At 67.1% G+C, this 16,955-nt stretch carries 19 protein-coding genes; 7 read left to right on the forward strand and 12 right to left on the reverse strand.

Translation table 11 applies throughout. The annotated features are described in order from the left end of the window. Positions 1-78: 78 nt before the first annotated feature. From AWC12_RS24075 to AWC12_RS24100, 6 genes are all read right to left on the reverse strand, one after another. Positions 79-483, reverse strand: coding sequence for a hypothetical protein (locus AWC12_RS24075; protein WP_024445533.1), 405 nt, complete (start codon positions 481-483; stop codon positions 79-81). Beyond that, entirely contained in the window at positions 484-1,698 is a 1,215-nt protein-coding gene (locus AWC12_RS24080; protein ID WP_024445534.1) for an O-succinylhomoserine sulfhydrylase, read from the reverse strand. Beyond that, positions 1,695-2,108, reverse strand: a complete 414-nt coding sequence (locus tag AWC12_RS24085) for a rhodanese-like domain-containing protein (protein ID WP_024445535.1) — start codon at positions 2,106-2,108, stop codon at positions 1,695-1,697. Before AWC12_RS24085 ends, AWC12_RS24080 begins: the two co-directional genes overlap by 4 nt. A 19-nt stretch (positions 2,109-2,127) precedes the next feature. Beyond that, entirely contained in the window at positions 2,128-2,580 is a 453-nt protein-coding gene (locus AWC12_RS24090; protein ID WP_024445536.1) for an Rv0361 family membrane protein, read from the reverse strand. After that, complete coding sequence (gene purT, locus AWC12_RS24095) at positions 2,577-3,692, reverse strand: formate-dependent phosphoribosylglycinamide formyltransferase (protein ID WP_085177475.1); 1,116 nt, start codon at positions 3,690-3,692, stop codon at positions 2,577-2,579. Before purT ends, AWC12_RS24090 begins: the two co-directional genes overlap by 4 nt. Positions 3,693-3,948: 256 nt before the next feature. Continuing rightward, a complete protein-coding gene (locus AWC12_RS24100) occupies positions 3,949-4,389 on the reverse strand; it encodes a MarR family winged helix-turn-helix transcriptional regulator (protein ID WP_051226579.1) in 441 nt (146 codons plus the stop codon). A gap of 97 nt (positions 4,390-4,486) precedes the next feature. Here AWC12_RS24100 and AWC12_RS24105 point away from each other — a divergent pair, with 97 nt between their 5' ends. From AWC12_RS24105 to AWC12_RS24115, 3 genes are read left to right on the forward strand one after another with little or no spacing between them, the layout of a single operon-like run. Then, the gene (locus tag AWC12_RS24105; protein ID WP_024445539.1) at positions 4,487-6,577 is read left to right on the forward strand and encodes an MMPL family transporter; all 2,091 of its coding nucleotides are present in this window, start codon (positions 4,487-4,489) and stop codon (positions 6,575-6,577) included. Between the two features lie 35 nt (positions 6,578-6,612). After that, the gene (locus tag AWC12_RS24110; RefSeq protein ID WP_085177477.1) at positions 6,613-7,821 is read left to right on the forward strand and encodes a cytochrome P450; all 1,209 of its coding nucleotides are present in this window, start codon (positions 6,613-6,615) and stop codon (positions 7,819-7,821) included. Beyond that, complete coding sequence (locus AWC12_RS24115) at positions 7,818-8,015, forward strand: ferredoxin (protein ID WP_024445541.1); 198 nt, start codon at positions 7,818-7,820, stop codon at positions 8,013-8,015. The genes AWC12_RS24110 and AWC12_RS24115 overlap by 4 nt, the downstream gene beginning before the upstream one ends. Here the strand turns inward: AWC12_RS24115 and AWC12_RS24120 are convergent. Genes AWC12_RS24120 through AWC12_RS24135 form a run of 4 tightly spaced genes read right to left on the reverse strand, consistent with a single transcriptional unit; the run spans position 7,972 to position 11,705 of the window. Beyond that, complete coding sequence (locus AWC12_RS24120) at positions 7,972-8,652, reverse strand: hypothetical protein (RefSeq protein ID WP_024445542.1); 681 nt, start codon at positions 8,650-8,652, stop codon at positions 7,972-7,974. The genes AWC12_RS24115 and AWC12_RS24120 overlap by 44 nt on opposite strands. A gap of 4 nt (positions 8,653-8,656) precedes the next feature. Beyond that, positions 8,657-9,760, reverse strand: coding sequence for a GGDEF domain-containing protein (locus tag AWC12_RS24125; protein ID WP_085177479.1), 1,104 nt, complete (start codon positions 9,758-9,760; stop codon positions 8,657-8,659). 20 nt (positions 9,761-9,780) lie between these two features. Continuing rightward, on the reverse strand, positions 9,781-10,419 hold the full coding sequence (locus tag AWC12_RS24130) for a PaaI family thioesterase (protein WP_085177480.1): 639 nt from the start codon (positions 10,417-10,419) through the stop codon (positions 9,781-9,783). Beyond that, on the reverse strand, positions 10,416-11,705 hold the full coding sequence (locus AWC12_RS24135) for an adenylosuccinate synthase (protein WP_024445545.1): 1,290 nt from the start codon (positions 11,703-11,705) through the stop codon (positions 10,416-10,418). The genes AWC12_RS24130 and AWC12_RS24135 overlap by 4 nt, the downstream gene beginning before the upstream one ends. Before the next feature lie 116 nt (positions 11,706-11,821). Between AWC12_RS24135 and AWC12_RS24140 the strand changes: the two genes are divergently transcribed. From AWC12_RS24140 to AWC12_RS24150, 3 genes are read left to right on the forward strand one after another with little or no spacing between them, the layout of a single operon-like run. Further along, on the forward strand, positions 11,822-12,412 hold the full coding sequence (locus tag AWC12_RS24140; RefSeq protein ID WP_085177482.1) for a peptidase M50: 591 nt from the start codon (positions 11,822-11,824) through the stop codon (positions 12,410-12,412). Between the two features lie 10 nt (positions 12,413-12,422). Beyond that, positions 12,423-13,202: a site-2 protease family protein gene (locus tag AWC12_RS24145; protein WP_085177484.1), complete on the forward strand. Its 780-nt coding sequence runs from the start codon at positions 12,423-12,425 to the stop codon at positions 13,200-13,202. 40 nt (positions 13,203-13,242) lie between these two features. After that, a complete protein-coding gene (locus AWC12_RS24150) occupies positions 13,243-14,142 on the forward strand; it encodes a cation diffusion facilitator family transporter (RefSeq protein ID WP_085177486.1) in 900 nt (299 codons plus the stop codon). On the opposite strand, the gene AWC12_RS24155 is transcribed toward AWC12_RS24150, so the two are convergent. Beyond that, on the reverse strand, positions 14,139-14,552 hold the full coding sequence (locus AWC12_RS24155) for a DUF3151 domain-containing protein (RefSeq protein WP_024445549.1): 414 nt from the start codon (positions 14,550-14,552) through the stop codon (positions 14,139-14,141). The two genes, AWC12_RS24150 and AWC12_RS24155, sit on opposite strands and share 4 nt — an antisense overlap. A 62-nt stretch (positions 14,553-14,614) precedes the next feature. Between AWC12_RS24155 and AWC12_RS24160 the strand changes: the two genes are divergently transcribed. Beyond that, positions 14,615-15,382: an Rv0361 family membrane protein gene (locus tag AWC12_RS24160; protein WP_024445550.1), complete on the forward strand. Its 768-nt coding sequence runs from the start codon at positions 14,615-14,617 to the stop codon at positions 15,380-15,382. Positions 15,383-15,487: 105 nt separating this feature from the next. On the opposite strand, the gene fbaA is transcribed toward AWC12_RS24160, so the two are convergent. Then, positions 15,488-16,525 carry a class II fructose-bisphosphate aldolase gene (fbaA, locus tag AWC12_RS24165; RefSeq protein ID WP_085177612.1) on the reverse strand — a complete coding sequence of 346 codons (1,038 nt, stop codon included), beginning with the start codon at positions 16,523-16,525 and terminating at the stop codon, positions 15,488-15,490. Between the last annotated feature and the right edge of the window lie 430 nt (positions 16,526-16,955).

The raw sequence follows: 16,955 nt of genomic DNA on the forward strand, positions 1-16,955 counted from the left end.
TAGACAGCTCGCACTCCACTCGGAGGTCTTCGTCTTGTCACCTCACCACGCCGTCACCAACGTCCGTGGTCAGTACAGCTAGCCGAACGCCGGGATGGGATCGCCGATCCGATAGCCCTCGATCGCCTCGATGTGCACGAACAGCTCGTCGAGGTTGAACTGGTAATCGGCGTCACTGCCGACGAAGACGACGTGGGCGATCTGGCCGTCATCTTCTGGGCTCAGCATGATGACGGTGGCGTCGGCCGTTCCCGCATCATGGTCGACGTCGGCGGATGAGTCCGGCCAGATCCAGTACACACCAGCCCCGTCGTCGGTCTCATCGCCGTACAGCCAGCCGCGGTCGGTCAGCTTGGCGTCGAATTCCTCAAGCTCCGCGACGAGTTCGAGTTGGTCGACCACGTCCGCCGGCAACCAGGCCTCATTGCGGGCGGACTGCCGCTTCTTGCGGCGCGCTTTCTTCTTCTCCGACGCGCGTGACATTCAGCTCAGCGCCTGGTCCAGATCCGAGATCAGATCTTCGGTGCCCTCCAGCCCGACCGAGATCCGGACCACGCCGTCGCCGAGCCCGATCGCGGCACGTCCTTCCGGTCCCATCGCCCGGTGGGTGGTGGTCGCGGGATGGGTGATGAGCGACTTCGCATCGCCGAGGTTGTTGGAGATGTCGACGATCTGCAGCTTGTCGAGCACCTCGAACGCGCGCTCCTTCGAGGAGCCCGCGAGCTCGAAGGTGACCACGGTTCCGCCGCCGGTCATTTGACGCTTCGCGAGGTCGTACTGCGGATGCGACTCCAGGAACGGGTACTTCACCCAGCTCACCGCCGAATGACCTTCCAGAAACTCGGCGATCCGGTGCGCCGACGAATTCTGGTGCTGCACACGAAGAGCGAGCGTCTCGAGGCCCTTGAGCAGCGTCCAGGCGTTGAACGGGCTCAGCGCGGGGCCGGTGTGCCGCATCAGCTTCTGCACGGGCCCGTCGATGTACTCTTTGCTGCCGAGGATGGCTCCGCCCAGCACGCGGCCCTGCCCGTCGATGTGCTTGGTGCCCGAGTACACGGCGACGTCGACGCCCAGCGGGAAGCCCTGCTGCAGGATCGGCGTGGCAAAGACGTTGTCGAGCACCACCTTTGCGCCGGCCGCATGCGCGAGGTCGCACACCGCGGCGATGTCGACCAGCGACTGCATCGGGTTCGACGGTGTCTCGAAGAACACCGCCTGAGTGGGGACCGAGAGTGCCTCCTCCCACTGGGAGAGGTCCTCACCGTCGACGAAGACGGTCTCGACGCCCCAGCGCGGCAGGATCTCGCTGCACACCACGAAGCACGAACCGAACAGGCTGCGCGCCGCCACCAGTCGGTCGCCCGCTCCGAGCAGGGCGCCCAGCGAGGTGAACACTGCGGACATGCCGGTCGACGTCGCGAAGCACGCGGGCGCCCCCTCCAACAGACGCAACCGCTCCTCGAACATCGAGATCGTCGGGTTGCCGTAGCGCGAGTAGACGTAGCGGTCGATCTCGCCGGTGAACGCCTTTTCGGCGTCAGCGGCGGTCTCGTAGACGTATCCGGACGTCAGGTACATGGCCTCGGCGGTCTCCTCGAAGCCGGACCGCAGAAGCCCGCCGCGGACGCCGATGGTGGCCTGGCTGACGCCGTCGGGGAGCTTCGCGGGAATCCGCACCGAGGGCACCTCGCCGGTCATGACTGCACCCACGGAAGTCCGACGGCTTTCCACCCGGTGCCGCCGCGATGCTTGTTCTCGTCGAGGTTGCCCTCGAAGCCGTCGAGGATGTTGTAGGACGGTCCGATGCCCGCTTCGGTCGCAGCCTCGGCAGCCCCGATGGACCGGTTGCCGGAGCGACACAGGAAGACCACAGGACGCTCGCCGGGCGTCACCCCGGCCGCTTTCAACTCGTCGACGAAGCGATCATTATGGCTGCCGTCGGTGCGGTTCCACTCGATGTAGACGACCTCGCGCCCCAGGCTCGACGTGTCGGCCACCCCGACGAAGCGCCATTCGGCCTGGGTGCGGCAGTCGACGAGCACCGCATCGGGTGTGTCGCTCAGCAGCTTCCAAGCCTCCTCGGGCGTGATGTCTCCGGCATAGCTCACGAGCGTGAGTCTCCCACAGCTAACTGGGACCGGTCGAACAGACCTTCCAGGCTCCGTCCTCGCGCGCGAAGGACATCTCGACGGTTTCCTTGGCCTCTTTGTCGTTGTCGAAGTAGTAGGTGATGTCAGCGGTCGCGGTATCCCCGTCGACAACGACGGCGTCGACCCGATCCACGTAACGGTCACCGCGCTCAGCGACCGAATCACGTTGAGCATCGAGCACTTTGGATTCTTCGCTCTGCTGCGCGGCACAGGTGAACGCCCGGAAATCCTGGTAGCTCTCGCGCTGCAGCGCATCGTTCTGCCCGGACGCGGCGCGCGCGATCTGCTGCGCGTCGGTCAGGTCGTCACCGGAGAACACGTTCATCAACCAGATTCCGATCACGACGGCCACAATGATGGCCAGCGCCCCGAGAAAGGGGGCGATGGCGGACCGACCGGTGGAGTCAGCAGGTTCGGTCGGCTCGGTCATTCCGCCACCCGGAGCCTGCGCAGAACCGTAGCCACGCGGCGCGCGCGGTCACGCGCGACGATCGGATCGGGTGCGGTCGCCAGCGAAAGCCCCAGCCACGGCGTCCCGCCGGGAAAGACCCGGATGTCACTCTCGGCAACGGCGAGCGCCTCGGCCACCACCGAGCGCAGGGCGCCGGTATCGGCGGCAGCTCCCACGTCGCCCGCGTAGGTCACCTCGACTGCACCCGGCGAGATCATGATTGTGTCGACCGGCAACCCCAGAACCGCTCTTGCATGCAGCTCGAACTGGGACAGCCGCTGCGAGCGCAGCGTGACCAGCCCGCTGTCATGCAGTCGCGGCCGGACATCGGAGAAGTAGACCTCGTCGCCGCGAACCAGCAATTCCACCGCGAAAACGCCGCGCCCGCCGAGGGAGTTGACGATACGTGCCGCAATCGACTTCGCCGAGTCCAGCGCCGCGGGCGAAAGATGTTGCGGCTGCCACGATTCCAAAGCATCGCTGGTGGTCTGGTGGTGGCCGATCGGCTCGCAGAACGACACCGTCGGGCCGGAGGGGCCGGTGGTGCGCACCGTCAACAGCGTCACCTCGACGTCGACCTCAACCACGGTTTCGGCGATCACCCTCTGCAGGCTGAGCTTCCCGCCCGCGACCGCGCTGCGCCAGGCCGGCTCCACGTCCTCGGGCCGAAGGAGCACCGACTCCCCCTCGCCGGGAGCAGCGGCGACCGGCTTGACCACCAGCGGGAATCCCGCGTGCTGGGCTATTGCGGTGAGCTCGTCGGCCGAACCCGCGAACCAGAACGGCGCGGTCGGCAGCCCCAACTCGTCGGCGGCCAGCCGGCGCAGGCCTTCTCCGTCCAAGGACAGACGGGCGGCGCGCGGTGTCGGAAACACCTCGACGTCGCCGCGGCCGGCAACCTCGACCAGCACGTCCGTCGCGACGGTTTCGGTGTCGGCGACCACGAAGTGCGGCTTCTTCTCGTCGATCAGCGCCTGCACGTCGGTGTGGTCGTCGACCGTCACGACGTCCGCACCGAGGTGGCCGAACGCCAGCGCGAGCTCACGGGTTCGGTCGCCCGCACCCAGCAGCATCACCGTTGTCTCACTCATCGATTTCAGCCTGCCAGACGCATCGAGAGAATCGGAACCGGGACTGACGATCCGTGGATGACACGCCCCTTGAATCCACGCTGACGCCGCAGGCAGCAGGGGGCATGACCCGCAGAACGACAGTGGAAGTACCCGATTTGACCGGCCGACTGACCGTCGTGACCGGAGGAAGCGACGGAGTCGGCCCGGAGCTGGCCGAGCGGCTTGCCGCCCAGGGTGGAAAGCACTATGGTCCAGCGGTTTCCGTCATCTCTCCTCACCGGGGTCCGAGTTCTTCCAGGAACGTCTGCATCGCCGCACCGAGCGCAGTGAAGACCCGGTGGGCGGCGACGAGATCGGCGTCGGCCAACCCGGCCATGCTGTCGTGGGCGTGTTCGGCGAGCGGAGTGAAGAAACCGCGCGCGACCCCCATGCCGTGGTCGGACATCCGCAGCCGCACTCTGCGGCGGTCCGCGGGGTCGGCTTCGCGCAACAGATGCCCGGACTCGACCATCCGCTCGACGAGGTAGGTGATCGCGGCGGCCGACACCCCCATCCGTGTCCGGAGCTCCCCCGCTGTCAGCGGTTCACCGGCCCCTTCGGCGACCATCACGTGCAACAGGGCGCGGAAGTCGTTGGCCGTCACGTCGTGCAGCGCGGCGAATCTCTGTCCGACAGCGTCGGAGGCGGCGGTCAGTGCGCGCATGTCGGAGGCCATCTGCGCCTCCAGCGCAGCCCGATCATCTCTGTGCACCTCGACAGCATAACCGAAGTTTCAGTTGCTTAATGATTAAACATCTGAAATATTGGTGGCCATGAAGCACCGCTACTCCTGGGTGATCGCGATACTCGTCGTCCTCGTCTCCGGTGCCCTGATGGGCTTCCTCGGCAGCGACGACTCAGCCGGCCGGTCACCTGTGGCCGTACCGCCTACGTCGGAGTCCGCCCGTGCCGACGCCACGCGCACCCAATTCCCCGGCGGGGATCAGGTCCCCGCAATCCTCGTCGTCACCCGCGACGACGAAACACCCCTCACACCGGCCGATCTCACCGCGGTGACCCAGACTTTCTCCGGGGCGAGCGAAGCGACGGGAAATGTGTCCGGCCCGCCACCGCAGGTCTCCGAGGACGGCGAGGCCGCCATCGTGGTCGTCCCGCTGTCAGCGGAGCTGTCCGGATTCGAGCTCACCGACAAGGTCAAAGAGTTGCGCACCAAAGCGGCCGACAGCTTGCCCGACGACCTGCGCGCTCAGGTGACCGGCGGTCCGGCGTTCGGCGCCGACATCGCCGACTCGTTCTCGGGCGCCAACTTCACGCTGCTTGCTGTCACGGCGGCCGTGGTGGCCCTGCTTCTCATCATCACCTACCGCTCACCGGTGCTGTGGCTGGTGCCGTTGCTGGTGATCGGCTTCGCCGACCGCGTCGCCGCCGTGGTCGGGGCGGCCGCCGCCGACGGGCTCGGCATGAGCCCCGACGGATCCACCGGCGGGATCACCAGCGTCCTGGTGTTCGGCGCCGGCACCAATTACGCACTACTGCTGATCTCCCGCTATCGGGAAGAGTTGGGCCGCAGCACCTCTCATCACGAAGCACTCGACACCGCGGTGCGGCGGGCTGGTCCTGCGATCATCGCCAGCAACGCGACGGTGGTGCTGGCGCTGTTGACCCTGCTCTTCGCATCGTCACCGAGCACCCGCAGCCTCGGGGTGCAGGCCGCGGCGGGTCTCGTCGTCGCAGCGGTGTTCGTCCTGCTGGTGCTGCCGCCCGCCCTCGGGCTCTGCGGCCGAAAGCTGTTCTGGCCGTTCATCCCCGCCGTCGGTGCGACCCCGCTCACCGACGGCGGCGTGTGGCACCGCGTCGCGGCGGCCGTCGCACGACGCCCCGCGAGGGTCGCCGTGGTCTCGATCGGCGCGCTGGCGCTGCTGTGCACCGGCCTGCTCGGGACGCCGGTGGGTCTGTCGCAAACCGAGCAGTTCAGAGTCCAGGCCGAATCGGTTAGCGGCTACGACACGCTGGCCGCCCACTTCCCCAGCGGCCTGACCGATCCCGCCAGGGTCATCGCCGCCACCGATCGCTCTGCCGAGGTGCAGCGCGCCATCGCCGAAACCCCCGGCGTCGTGGCTGTGAACCCGGCTGGTACGTCGCCGAATGGGCTCAGCCAGTGGTCGGTCGTGCTCGCGGCGGCCCCCGCGTCGGATGAAGCCTTCGAAACCGTTGACGCACTTCGGGATTCCGTGCACGCCGTGGACCCGGACGCGCTCGTGGGCGGGTCGGACGCCACCGCCCGCGACGCCGCCGGGGCGGCCGGCCACGACCGGGCGGTCGTGATCCCCGCGATCCTCATCGTCGTCCTGCTGGTGCTCTACGTGCTGCTGCGCGCGGCTCTGGCCCCGCTCGTCCTCGTCGGGGTCACCGTGCTCAGTGCCCTTGCGGCCCTGGGTCTCGGCGGCTGGGCCAGCGTGCACGTCTTCGGGTTCCCGGGCCTCGACAACACCGCCCCGTTGTTCGCATTCCTCTTCCTTGTCGCGCTCGGCGTGGACTACACGATCTTCCTCGTCACCCGCGCGCGGGAGGAGACACCGGAACACGGCACCCGCGACGGCATCGTGCGGGCCGTCTCGGCCACCGGCGCGGTGATCAGCAGCGCGGGCGTCGTCCTTGCCGCCGTGTTCTGCGTACTCGGGGTGCTGCCGCTCATCGTGCTCACCCAGGTCGGCATCATCGTCGGGCTGGGCATCCTGCTGGACACCTTCCTGGTGCGCACCGTGATAATCCCAGCGCTGTTCACGTTGATCGGGCCGAAGATCTGGTGGCCGGCGCTGCGTGACACAGATGACGGTTCCGCAGGCGCAGAGCCGGTCGGCCGACACCGCGCCAGGACGGCCGCGGGTCCGCCAACGCGTTGATCGGGCACTTCGTCTCCCGCGGGTAGCGTCGAGACATGACCCAGGCTGCACCCGAGTTGCCGCCGCTGCACATGCGGCGCGACGCCTTCGACCCGGTCCCGCAGCTACGCGAGATCCGGGAGAACGAAGGCGTCCGCACCGTCACCGGCGCGTTCGGTATGCAGGTCTACCTCGTCACCCGCTACGACGACATCAAGACCGTGCTCTCGGACTACACCCGGTTCTCCAACGACAGGCCGCCCGGCTTCACCGTCCCCGGCGCACCGCCGGTCGACGACGAAGCCCAGGCCCGCGCCCGGGCGGGCAACCTGCTCGGCCTGGACCCGCCCGAACATCAGCGGTTGCGCCGCATGCTGACCCCCGAGTTCACCCACCGGAGGATGAAGCGCCTGCAGCCCCGCATCGTCGAGATCGTCGATGCCCAACTGGACGCGCTGGAAGCGGCGGGACCGGGTGCAGACCTGGTCGAGCATTTCGCGCTGCCGATTCCGTCGCTCGTCATCTGTGAACTGCTCGGCGTGCCCTACGCCGACCGCGACGGCTTTCAGAAGCGCAGCGCGCGCCAATTGGATCTCTCGATCCCGATTCCCGATCGATTCGAGCTGCAGCGCCAGGGCCGGGCCTACATGGCCGGCCTCGTCGAGCGTGCCAGAACCGAACCGGGCGACGACATCCTCGGCATGCTGATTCGCGAGCACGGCTCCGATCTCAGCGATGACGAGCTGATCGGCATCGCCGGGCTGCTGCTGCTCGCCGGCCACGAGACGACATCGAACATGTTGGCGCTGGGCACCCTTGCGCTGCTGCGCCATCCCGATCAGCTCGCCACCGTGCGGGACGAACCCGGCGCCGTGGCCCCGGCGGTGGAAGAGCTGCTGAGATGGCTGTCGATCGTCCAGACCGCGATCCCGCGGATCACCACCACTGACGTCGAGATCGCCGGCGTCACGATCCCCGCCGGGCATCTGGTGTTCGCTTCGCTTCCCTGCGGCAACCGCGACGGTGAATTCATCGAAGTCCCAGACACTCTCGACATCGCCAGAGGAGCTCCCGGTCACCTGGCGTTCGGACACGGCGTCCACCACTGCCTCGGTGCGCCGCTGGCTCGGATGGAGATGCAGATCGCATTCCCCGCGCTGCTGCGTCGGTTCCCGGCGCTGGAGCTGGCCGAAGACTTCGCCGATGTGCAGTTCCGGTCGTTCCACTTCATCTACGGTCTGAAGTCGTTGGAGGTGCGCTGGTGAGCAGGGTTGTCGCGGACCGCGAACTGTGTATTCAGGCGGGCAACTGCGTAATGGTGGCCGGAGAGGTCTTCGACCAGGACGACGACGGCATCGTCGAGATCCTGCGAGAGGACGTCAGCGGCGAGGACGCCGAGCACGCCGCAGAGGCGGTCAAGCTGTGTCCCGCGAGTGCTCTTCGTCTGGAAGATCGATAACGCCGGACCGCACCAGCATCAACAGGCTCACGATCAGCACCCAGATCGGAAACGCGATCACCATCCACCGGCTGACGTCGCTGGCCACCATCACGCACAGCGCCACCAGATAGGTCACGACCACCAACCAGGTGGGCATCAGCCGCGTTCGCAGCCAGATGGTCGCGAGCGAGATCATGAACACCGCGGCCATGCGCAGCGCGTAGGTGTTGGACAACGCGACGAGCAGCCCCTGACCGAAGGCAGTGACCTCGCTGTCGCCGGGGCGACCGACCTTGCTGGCGGAGAGCAGCCCCGCACCGACCGCGGTCGAGCTGAAGATCATGGCGAGGAACAACAAACCGCTGCCCAGGAAGACGGTCGCGAAGAACTTGTCCTCAAGCTTGCCCAGGCCGTCGCGCACCACCCCGATGAACCACAGGAACGCGATGCCGGAGAAGGGCATCAGGACCACGGCAATACGCAACCGGTGGCTCGTTCCGTCCGCCCACTGCGAACCCAGCACCCCGCCTTCGGGCAGCGAGCTGCGGATGAGTATGAGCGCCGCCCCGAACAGCAGCGCGAACAGCACGCCCGCGAAGGCGGCGGCTTTCGGGGTGGTGAGGTTACGCAGGTGGCGGTCAGCCGAATGCGTCATGGCCTCATCGTGGCACGGGATCGTCGTCCGTCACGGTCTGATTGCCGCCGGCGTTTTTGGCGCGATACATGGCCGCGTCGGCGCGCTCCATCAATCTCCGGATCAGGCCGTCGACATCACCGCCCGCCGCTTCCGCCGTCGCTGTGCCGATGCTGATGGTCGGGACCGCCGGAGCCTGGCACCGCGACACCATCAGATGCATGAGTTTCGCGAGGCGGCGCAGGCTTTCCGTGCCGCCGTCGACGACGATGACGAACTCTTCGCCGCCGGTGCGCGCCGTCACCGACCGGACGCCCAGACTGCCGACCGCATCACGGGCCGCGTCGGCCACCGCGACCAGAACCCGATCACCGGCGTCGTGCCCGTATCCGTCGTTGATCGCTTTGAACTTGTCGATGTCGACGGCGAGCACGCCCACGTCCATCCCGCGACGCGCGACCAATTCCTGGACGTGGCTCTCCAGCCCGCGCCGGTTATACAACCTCGTCAGGGGGTCGTGCATGGAGTCGACGGCGCCCATCCGCAGAACGAGCAGATAGGACTGCACAAGGACCGGAACCGCGGACAGCGGCAACAACACCAGAGCGCGCACGGTGATCACCGACAACGCCCAGTTTCCCTGGTAGATCGCCCACAGAAACCACGTCGCCATGACGACGAGGGTGAAAGCCAGGTGCACGAGCAACGCGCGGGGTCCGTGCACGACGACGATGTAGATGCCGTTGGTCGCCAGCAGCGCAAGCCCGGGCATGGCTGTGAACGCATCCTGGTAGCAGGCCATCACGGCGACGACGGCCAGGTCGGCGTACACCGCGAACGCGATGGACTGGCGTTCCGTCGGCCACCGCCCCACGATCCACCACAGCCCCAGGAGCGTCGAGCTCGCTGCCACCGCGATGACGACGTAACGCGCGGTGACCGCTCCGTCGTCGAAGTAGGCCCATACCACCGTCAGCAACGCGATCAGCCCGTACAGCAGCGAGAAACCGCCGATGAACACCTGATGCAGCCTGAGCAAGCCGCGAGAGCGGAAGTGCCTGACAAGCCATTCGAAGTCGTTGGCCTGACGCCACCAGCTGAGAAGGAACTCCCGTAACCCCTTCTCCATCCGCCCCCTGCTGAATCCCGTTAGGGCTGCCCGGCCAGCAGCCTGATCATCAATCCGTTTGCCTCGGCGAGCAGGTTTCCGTCGGGGGTTCGAAGTTCGGCATTGACGAACGCTTTGCGTCCCTGGGCCTCTCGCACCCAGCCTCGCGCGGTCAGCACCGTGTCGATCGGTGTCACCTTCCGGTAATCCACGTGCAGGAAGGCTGTCCGGCTGATGGGACGACCCGCTGCGTGGATCACCATGCCGAACACCGAATCGAACAGCAGTGGCAACACTCCTCCGTGAACGGCGTGGTTCCCGCCCACCGAGAACCGGCTGAACTGTACCTCCAGCTCTACCCCGTCGGGTTCGAATCTGGTCACCTTGTAAGGCGGCATCAGCAAACTGCCTGCGCCGGGAAGCGAAGGGACGCGATTGGCCGGGCCGACGCCTTCGGGCGCCTCGAACGGGCCGAGGAGCCCGGCGAGTTCCTCGGCTAGGCCTGCCGCCCGTTCCCAGGTTTCGGCGTCGGCGTCAGCCGATACGGCCAGGTCCTGGGCGCGCCGCATGGCGGTCAGGAACCTGCCGAAGCCGGGCCCGGGGTCGGCCGGGGTGAAGTTGGGGAAGCCGCCGTGGCTGTCGTAGTCGGGGTCGAGCGCCCTGGGATCCTCGGTGGTCACGCGAGAATGTCTCGGCGCACGATCGTCTGCTCGCGGCCCGGTCCGACCCCGATGCACGAAACATGGGCTCCGGCAAGCTCTTCCAGCCGCAGCACGTAGTCGCGCGCCTTGGCGGGAAGGTCTTCAAAGGCGCGGGCGCCACTGATGTCCTCCCACCAGCCGGGGAGTTCCTCGTAGACGGGTTCGGCGCGCGCGATGTCGCTCTGGGTCATCGGCATCTCGTCGGTGCGTTTGCCGTCCACGGTGTAGCCCACGCAGATGGGGACCGTCTCCAGGCTCGACAGCACGTCGAGCTTGGTGAGGAAATAGTCGGTGATGCCGTTGACGCGGGTCGCGTAGCGGGCGATGACGGCATCGAACCAGCCGCACCGGCGTGGCCTTCCGGTGGTCACACCGACCTCGCCACCGGTCTTGGCCAGATACTCGCCGTGCTGGTCGAAAAGCTCCGTCGGGAACGGTCCGGAACCGACGCGGGTGGTGTAGGCCTTGAGGATTCCGAGCACCGTGGTGATGCGGGTGGGGCCGATCCCGGACCCGACGGAGGCGCCGCCGGCGGTCGGATTCGACGACGTCACAAAGGGGTAAGTGCCGTGGTCGACATCGAGCAGCGTGCCCTGGGAGCCCTCCAGCAGCACCGTCTCCCCCTTTTCGAGGGCCTGGTTGAGCAGCAGTCGGGCGTCGGCGATGCGGTGCTTGAACCCTTCGGCCTGAGCAAGCAGGTTCTCGACCACCTCGTCCGGGTCCAGCGCCTTGCGGTTGTAGATCTTGACCAGCACCTGGTTCTTGAATTCCAATGCGCCGCTGATCTTTTCGGCTAGCAGCGTTTCGTCGAGCACGTCGGCGACCCGGATGCCCTGGCGCGCGATCTTGTCCTGATAGCAGGGCCCGATGCCACGGCCGGTGGTGCCGATCTTCTTGCTGCCCGCGTACCGCTCGACGACCTTGTCCATCGCTACGTGGTAGGGCATCAACAGGTGCGCGTCGGCGGAGATGAGCAGTCGGTCGGTATCCACCCCGCGGTCCTCAAGCCCCTTGAGCTCGGTGAGCAGCACGCCGGGGTCGACGACGACACCGTTGCCGATCACGTTCGTCACACCCGGGGTGAGGATCCCAGACGGGATCAGGTGCAAAGCGAAGTTCTCCCCCGTCGGCAGCACAACCGTGTGCCCCGCGTTGTTCCCACCCTGGTAACGCACCACCCATTGGACGCGCCCACCCAGAAGGTCGGTCGCTTTTCCCTTGCCCTCGTCGCCCCACTGGGCGCCGATGAGGACGATTGCCGGCATCGCAGACCCTCTCGCGTCTTTCCGCGCATTGCAGCGCTTCGCTACTGTGTGCAGCCGGTGACCCACCCTATCGGATTGACATCAGGCCTGATCAGCAGCTCGATCAAAGGAGTGCGGTGAAGACGTCCGAACTCGCCGTCGTGCGGCCGGGCGACCGTCGAATTCCCCGCGCGCTGCGCGGCCTTCCCGTTCTCGACGGCACGAGCGACGGACTCACCGATCACCGACGCCTCGTCGTCGTCGGCTCGCACCGAGACCTATCGGCGGTGCTCACCCGGCTGTTGCGCGCCGACCGGCTCGACATCGAGGTCGCCCATGTGCAGCGTCCGTGGCAGGCCAGGCAGGCATGTGGCGGCACCGCCACGCGAGTGCCCCTGGTCCGCGACGAAACGGGCACCGTCATCGCCGGGGCGGCGTACTGGCTGCCCCCGGCCGGCCAGCGCACGATCCGCGGTGAGGCGATCGTCGACGACGAGCACCTGTTCGACGGCGAGGCAACCGGCGTGCGGATCGAGCCGATCGCGACGATGCCGGGGCTGCGCGCCGCAGTCCTGTCCGGACCGATGCGGCCGAAACGCTGGATCAGCGGACGGGCGGCCCAGCTCGGCACCACCGGCGCGCTGGTGGTACGAGACGGTGACACGGCGTCCCGGCCGGTTCGCCGGTCCACGTTCTACCGCCACACCGAAGGTTGGCTGCGCGTCTAGCCTCGACGCTGTGAGCATTCGCCCGCTGCGCCAATCGGTGCGGCCGAGCCCGATCTTCCTGGCGCTGATCGCAGTCACCGCCGCCGGCGGCGCGCTTGCGTGGACGACGACGGATCCGCGGGATCCGCTGGCCTATGTCGGGGTGTTCGTCTTCGTCATCTTCGGCTGGCTGGTGACCTTGTGCGTACACGAGTTCGGTCACGCGTACTCGGCCTACCGGTTCGGTGACCGCGACGTCGAGGTCCGCGGCTATCTGACGTTGAACCCGCTCAAGTACTCGCACCCGCTGCTGTCCCTCGGCCTGCCCGTGCTGTTCATCGCGCTCGGCGGGATCGGGTTGCCCGGCGGGGCGGTGTATGTGCAGACGGCGTACATGACAAAGCGGCAGAAGACGCTGGTGAGCCTCGCCGGACCGGCGGTCAACGTCGTGTTCGCGGTGCTACTGCTCGCGTTGACCCGGCTGTTCTACGATCCCGACCACGCGGTGTTCTGGGCGGGTGTGGCATTCCTGGGCTTCCTGCAGATCACCGCTTTCCTGCTGAACATCCTGCCCGTGCCGGGGACGGACGGTTACGGGGCGCTGGAGCCGCACCTGAGCCCGGAGACTCAGCGTGCGGTCGCGCCGGCCAAGCAGTGGGGACTGCTGATCCTGCTCCTCGTGCTGCTGGCGCCGGGCCTGAACCAGTGGTTCTTCGGCGCGGTGTACTGGCTTTTCGAGTTGTCCGGTGTGCCGCGCGTGCTGTCACAGATCGGCGGGGAGCTCACGAGGTTCTGGTCGGCCTGGCTCTGACCCTTGCGACATATGCGCTAATACGCATATATTGCTCGGCATGGGAGCAGGACATGATCACGGCCATGGTGGTGACACCAAGGTCTCGCGCATGGTGATCGCTGCGGGCATCCTCACCGTCTTCTTCGTGATCGAACTGACCACCGCGCTGGCGATCAACTCGATTGCCCTGCTGGCCGATGCCGGCCACATGCTCACCGATCTCGTCGCCATGTTCATGGGGCTGACCGCGGTACTGCTGGCCAAACGCGGCAGTACCTCACCGTCGCGGACGTACGGCTGGCACCGCGCCGAGGTGTTCACCGCCGTCGCCAACGCCGTGCTCCTGCTCGGCGTGGCCGGCTTCATCCTCTACGAGGCGTTCGAGCGACTCGGCGACGCGCCCGACGTCCCGGGCGTTCCGATGATCGTGGTGGCGCTGGCCGGTCTGATCGCCAACGCGGTCGTCGTGTTCCTGCTGAGAACGCACTCCCAGGAGAGCCTCGCCGTCAAAGGCGCCTACATGGAGGTCGTCGCCGACACCGTCGGCAGCATCGGGGTGCTGATCGCGGGCATCGTCACGGTCACCACCGGGTGGCCCTACGCCGACGTCGTCGTCGCCGTGCTTGTCGCGCTCTGGGTGCTACCCCGGGCGATCGCGTTGGCCCGGGCGGCGCTGCGGATCCTGTCCGAGTCGTCCCCCGCCCACGTCGACGTCGAGGAACTGCGGGACGCGCTCTGCGCTGTCGACGGGGTCACCGAGGTGCACGACCTGCACGTGTGGACGCTGGTGCCGGGCAAGGACATGGTCACCGCTCACCTGACCAGCAGCCGAGATTCCGCGCAGGTGCTCGATGATGCGCGAGCCGTCCTCACCGCGCGCGGACTCGACCACGCCACGGTTCAGGTCGAACCGCCGGACAGCGCAGCCGACTGCGAGTGCGAGTCGCAGAACCGCTAAAGGCCGAGTTCGCCGCGCGCTCGCGGATCGCAGTCGTCGAGCAGGTCGAGGCAGCGCTGATACTCGGGGGTCTCACCGATCGCCTCGGCGGCACGGGCCAGGGCCGCGACGCAGCGCAGGAAACCCCGGTTGGGCTCATGGGCGAACGGCACGGGCCCGAAGCCCTTCCACCCGTTGCGCCGCAACGCGTCAAGCCCGCGGTGATAGCCGGTGCGTGCATAGGCGTATGCGGCGACGGCCTGATCGGCGTCGAGGGCCTGTTCGGCCAGCACCGCCCACGCGATGGATGCCGCGGGGTGTGCGGCAGCCACAAGCGAGGGGTTTTCCGAGGCGTCGAGTTCGGCTTCTGCGGCGGGATCGCCGGGCAGCAACACAGGTTCCGGTCCGAGGAGATCACCCATCCGAGTCATGCGCCCCATTGTGCCGTGTGGGTGCAGGCAACCGTCACCGCGGATAGCTAAGCTTCCGCGGTATGTCGAACCCCCAAGGGCCTGACAACTCGGACGAGCCCACCGAGCAGGTGGCCGCGGCCGCCGACGCCGAACCGGCCACCGAGGTGTTCGCCCCCGCCGAACCGCACGGCGACGAGCTGACGGTGGACCCGAACGAGCGGCGTTTCACCGCGCCGTCGGGATTCGACGCCGGCTCCACGCAGATCATCAACCGGTCGACCGATCCGGCGACCGAGCAGTTCTCCGTGCGCGACCCCGGTACGCCGACCGAGGGCTTTTCCGCACAGAAACCTGCCGCGCCGCAGATGATTCCGCCGCGCGGCGAGACTCCCAAGCCGCCGAAGGCGAAGCGCAAGTGGGGGTGGGTGATCGCCATCGTGCTGGTGATCGCGGCGCTGGCCGCCGTCGCGGTGGTGGGCACCATCCTGCTGACCCGCGGCTCGTCGCCGTCGGTGTCGCAGGAGGACAACGTCCGCACCACCATCCAGAACTACGACGCGGCCATCGAGAAGGGTGACCTGGCGACGCTGCGCAGCATCACCTGCGGCACGACGGCGGAGGGCTACAACAGCATCGATGACAAGAAGTGGGCCGAGACGCACCGCCGGGTCGCCGAGGCGGGCCGCTACCCCGTCGTCGCCAGCATCGACCAGATCGTCGTCAACGGCGATCACGCCGAAGCCAACGTCACCACATTCATGGCGTTCGCGCCGCAGACCCGCTCCACCCGCAGCTTCGATCTGCAGTTCCGCGACGACCAGTGGAAGATCTGCCAGGCCCCGCAGTAGCAGGCGGCCTGCGCGAGACTGCGCGCCTCACAGCCGAGACCGACACTCCAACGTTTTGCAGCGACTTACTCGCACTTTCACTGAAAACGTCGGACCGTTGCGCTACTAGCCCGCTGAGACGCTGCGGCCTGCGCTGTGCAGGTCGTTGCACGCCTCGACCACACGCTCACTCATCGAGGCCTCGGCCTTCTTGAAGTAGCTGCGTGGGTCGTAGACCTTCTTGTTGCCGACCTCGCCGTCGACCTTCAGCACACCGTCGTAGTTGGTGAACATGTGGCCGACGATGGGGCGGGTGAACGCGTACTGGGTGTCGGTGTCGACGTTCATCTTCACCACGCCGTAGCGCAGCGAGTCCTCGATCTCGGACTTCAAAGAGCCTGAGCCACCGTGGAATACGAAATCGAACGGCTTGGAACCGGCCTCCAGACCCAGCTTGGCCGACGCCACTTTCTGCCCCTCGGCCAGCACCTCGGGCTTGAGTTTCACGTTGCCCGGCTTGTAGACGCCGTGCACATTGCCGAACGTCGCGGCGAGCAGGTACTTGCCGTGCTCGCCGACGCCGAGGGCATCGATGGTCTTCTCGAAATCTTCCGGGGTGGTGTAGAGCTTGTCGTTGATCTCGGCCTCGACGCCGTCCTCCTCGCCGCCGACCACGCCGATCTCGATTTCCAGGATGATCTTGGCCGCGGCCGCCTGCTTGAGCAGTTCCTGCGCGATGGACAGATTCTCGTCGATCGGGACCGCCGAACCGTCCCACATGTGCGACTGGAACAGCGGGTTCTGACCCTTGGCAACTCTCTCCGCGGAGATTGCCAGCAGCGGGCGGACGTAGGTGTCGAGCTTGTCCTTCGGGCAGTGGTCGGTGTGCAGCGCGACGGTGATGTCGTACTTGGCGGCGATGACATGCGCGAACTCGGCGAGCGCGACAGCGCCGGTGACCATGTCCTTGACACCGAGGCCGGACGCGAATTCGGCACCTCCGGTGGAGAACTGGATGATGCCGTCAGAGCCTGCATCCGCGAATCCCTTGATCGCGGCGTTGACGCTCTCCGAGCCGACGCAGTTGATCGCAGGAAACGCGAACGAATGCTCCTTGGCGCGGCTGAGCATCTCCGCGTAGACCTCGGGCGTGGCGATGGGCATGAGCGGTCCTTTCAGAGACGGGCTTGCAGCCGAGTATTTCAGGAATGCGATTCCGGCGCGCTGGTCCGCCGAGATCCTCGTCGCGCTCGCACCCGCGGGCCTGGTCATCATTGGCAGCGCGGCATCGGCTAGGCACCCACTGCGACCTGGTTGACGTACTCGCCTCGGTCGATGGCGAGTAGTTCTCGCGACCCTGCCGCCCCGGCAGTGGCGACGGCGCCATCGGCACGTCACAGTCGGCGAAGTAGGAACGAACCCTACGCCGTGGTCATCGACGAGCTGACGGTCGGACAGGTGGTGAAGGTGGAGAGCGCGCGCTCACCCAACCCTTGGGCGCTTCTTGCCCGAGCCCAAGGGCCCAGCCGGGGGAAGAGAGCTCACCAACAACTGAATGGGGAAGCGGGAGTAAACAACTCGTCGGCGACCGAAC

Origin of the sequence: Mycolicibacterium iranicum (assembly GCF_002101705.1) — a bacterium.
In the GTDB taxonomy this organism is placed as follows: Bacteria; Actinomycetota; Actinomycetes; order Mycobacteriales; family Mycobacteriaceae; genus Mycobacterium; species Mycobacterium iranicum.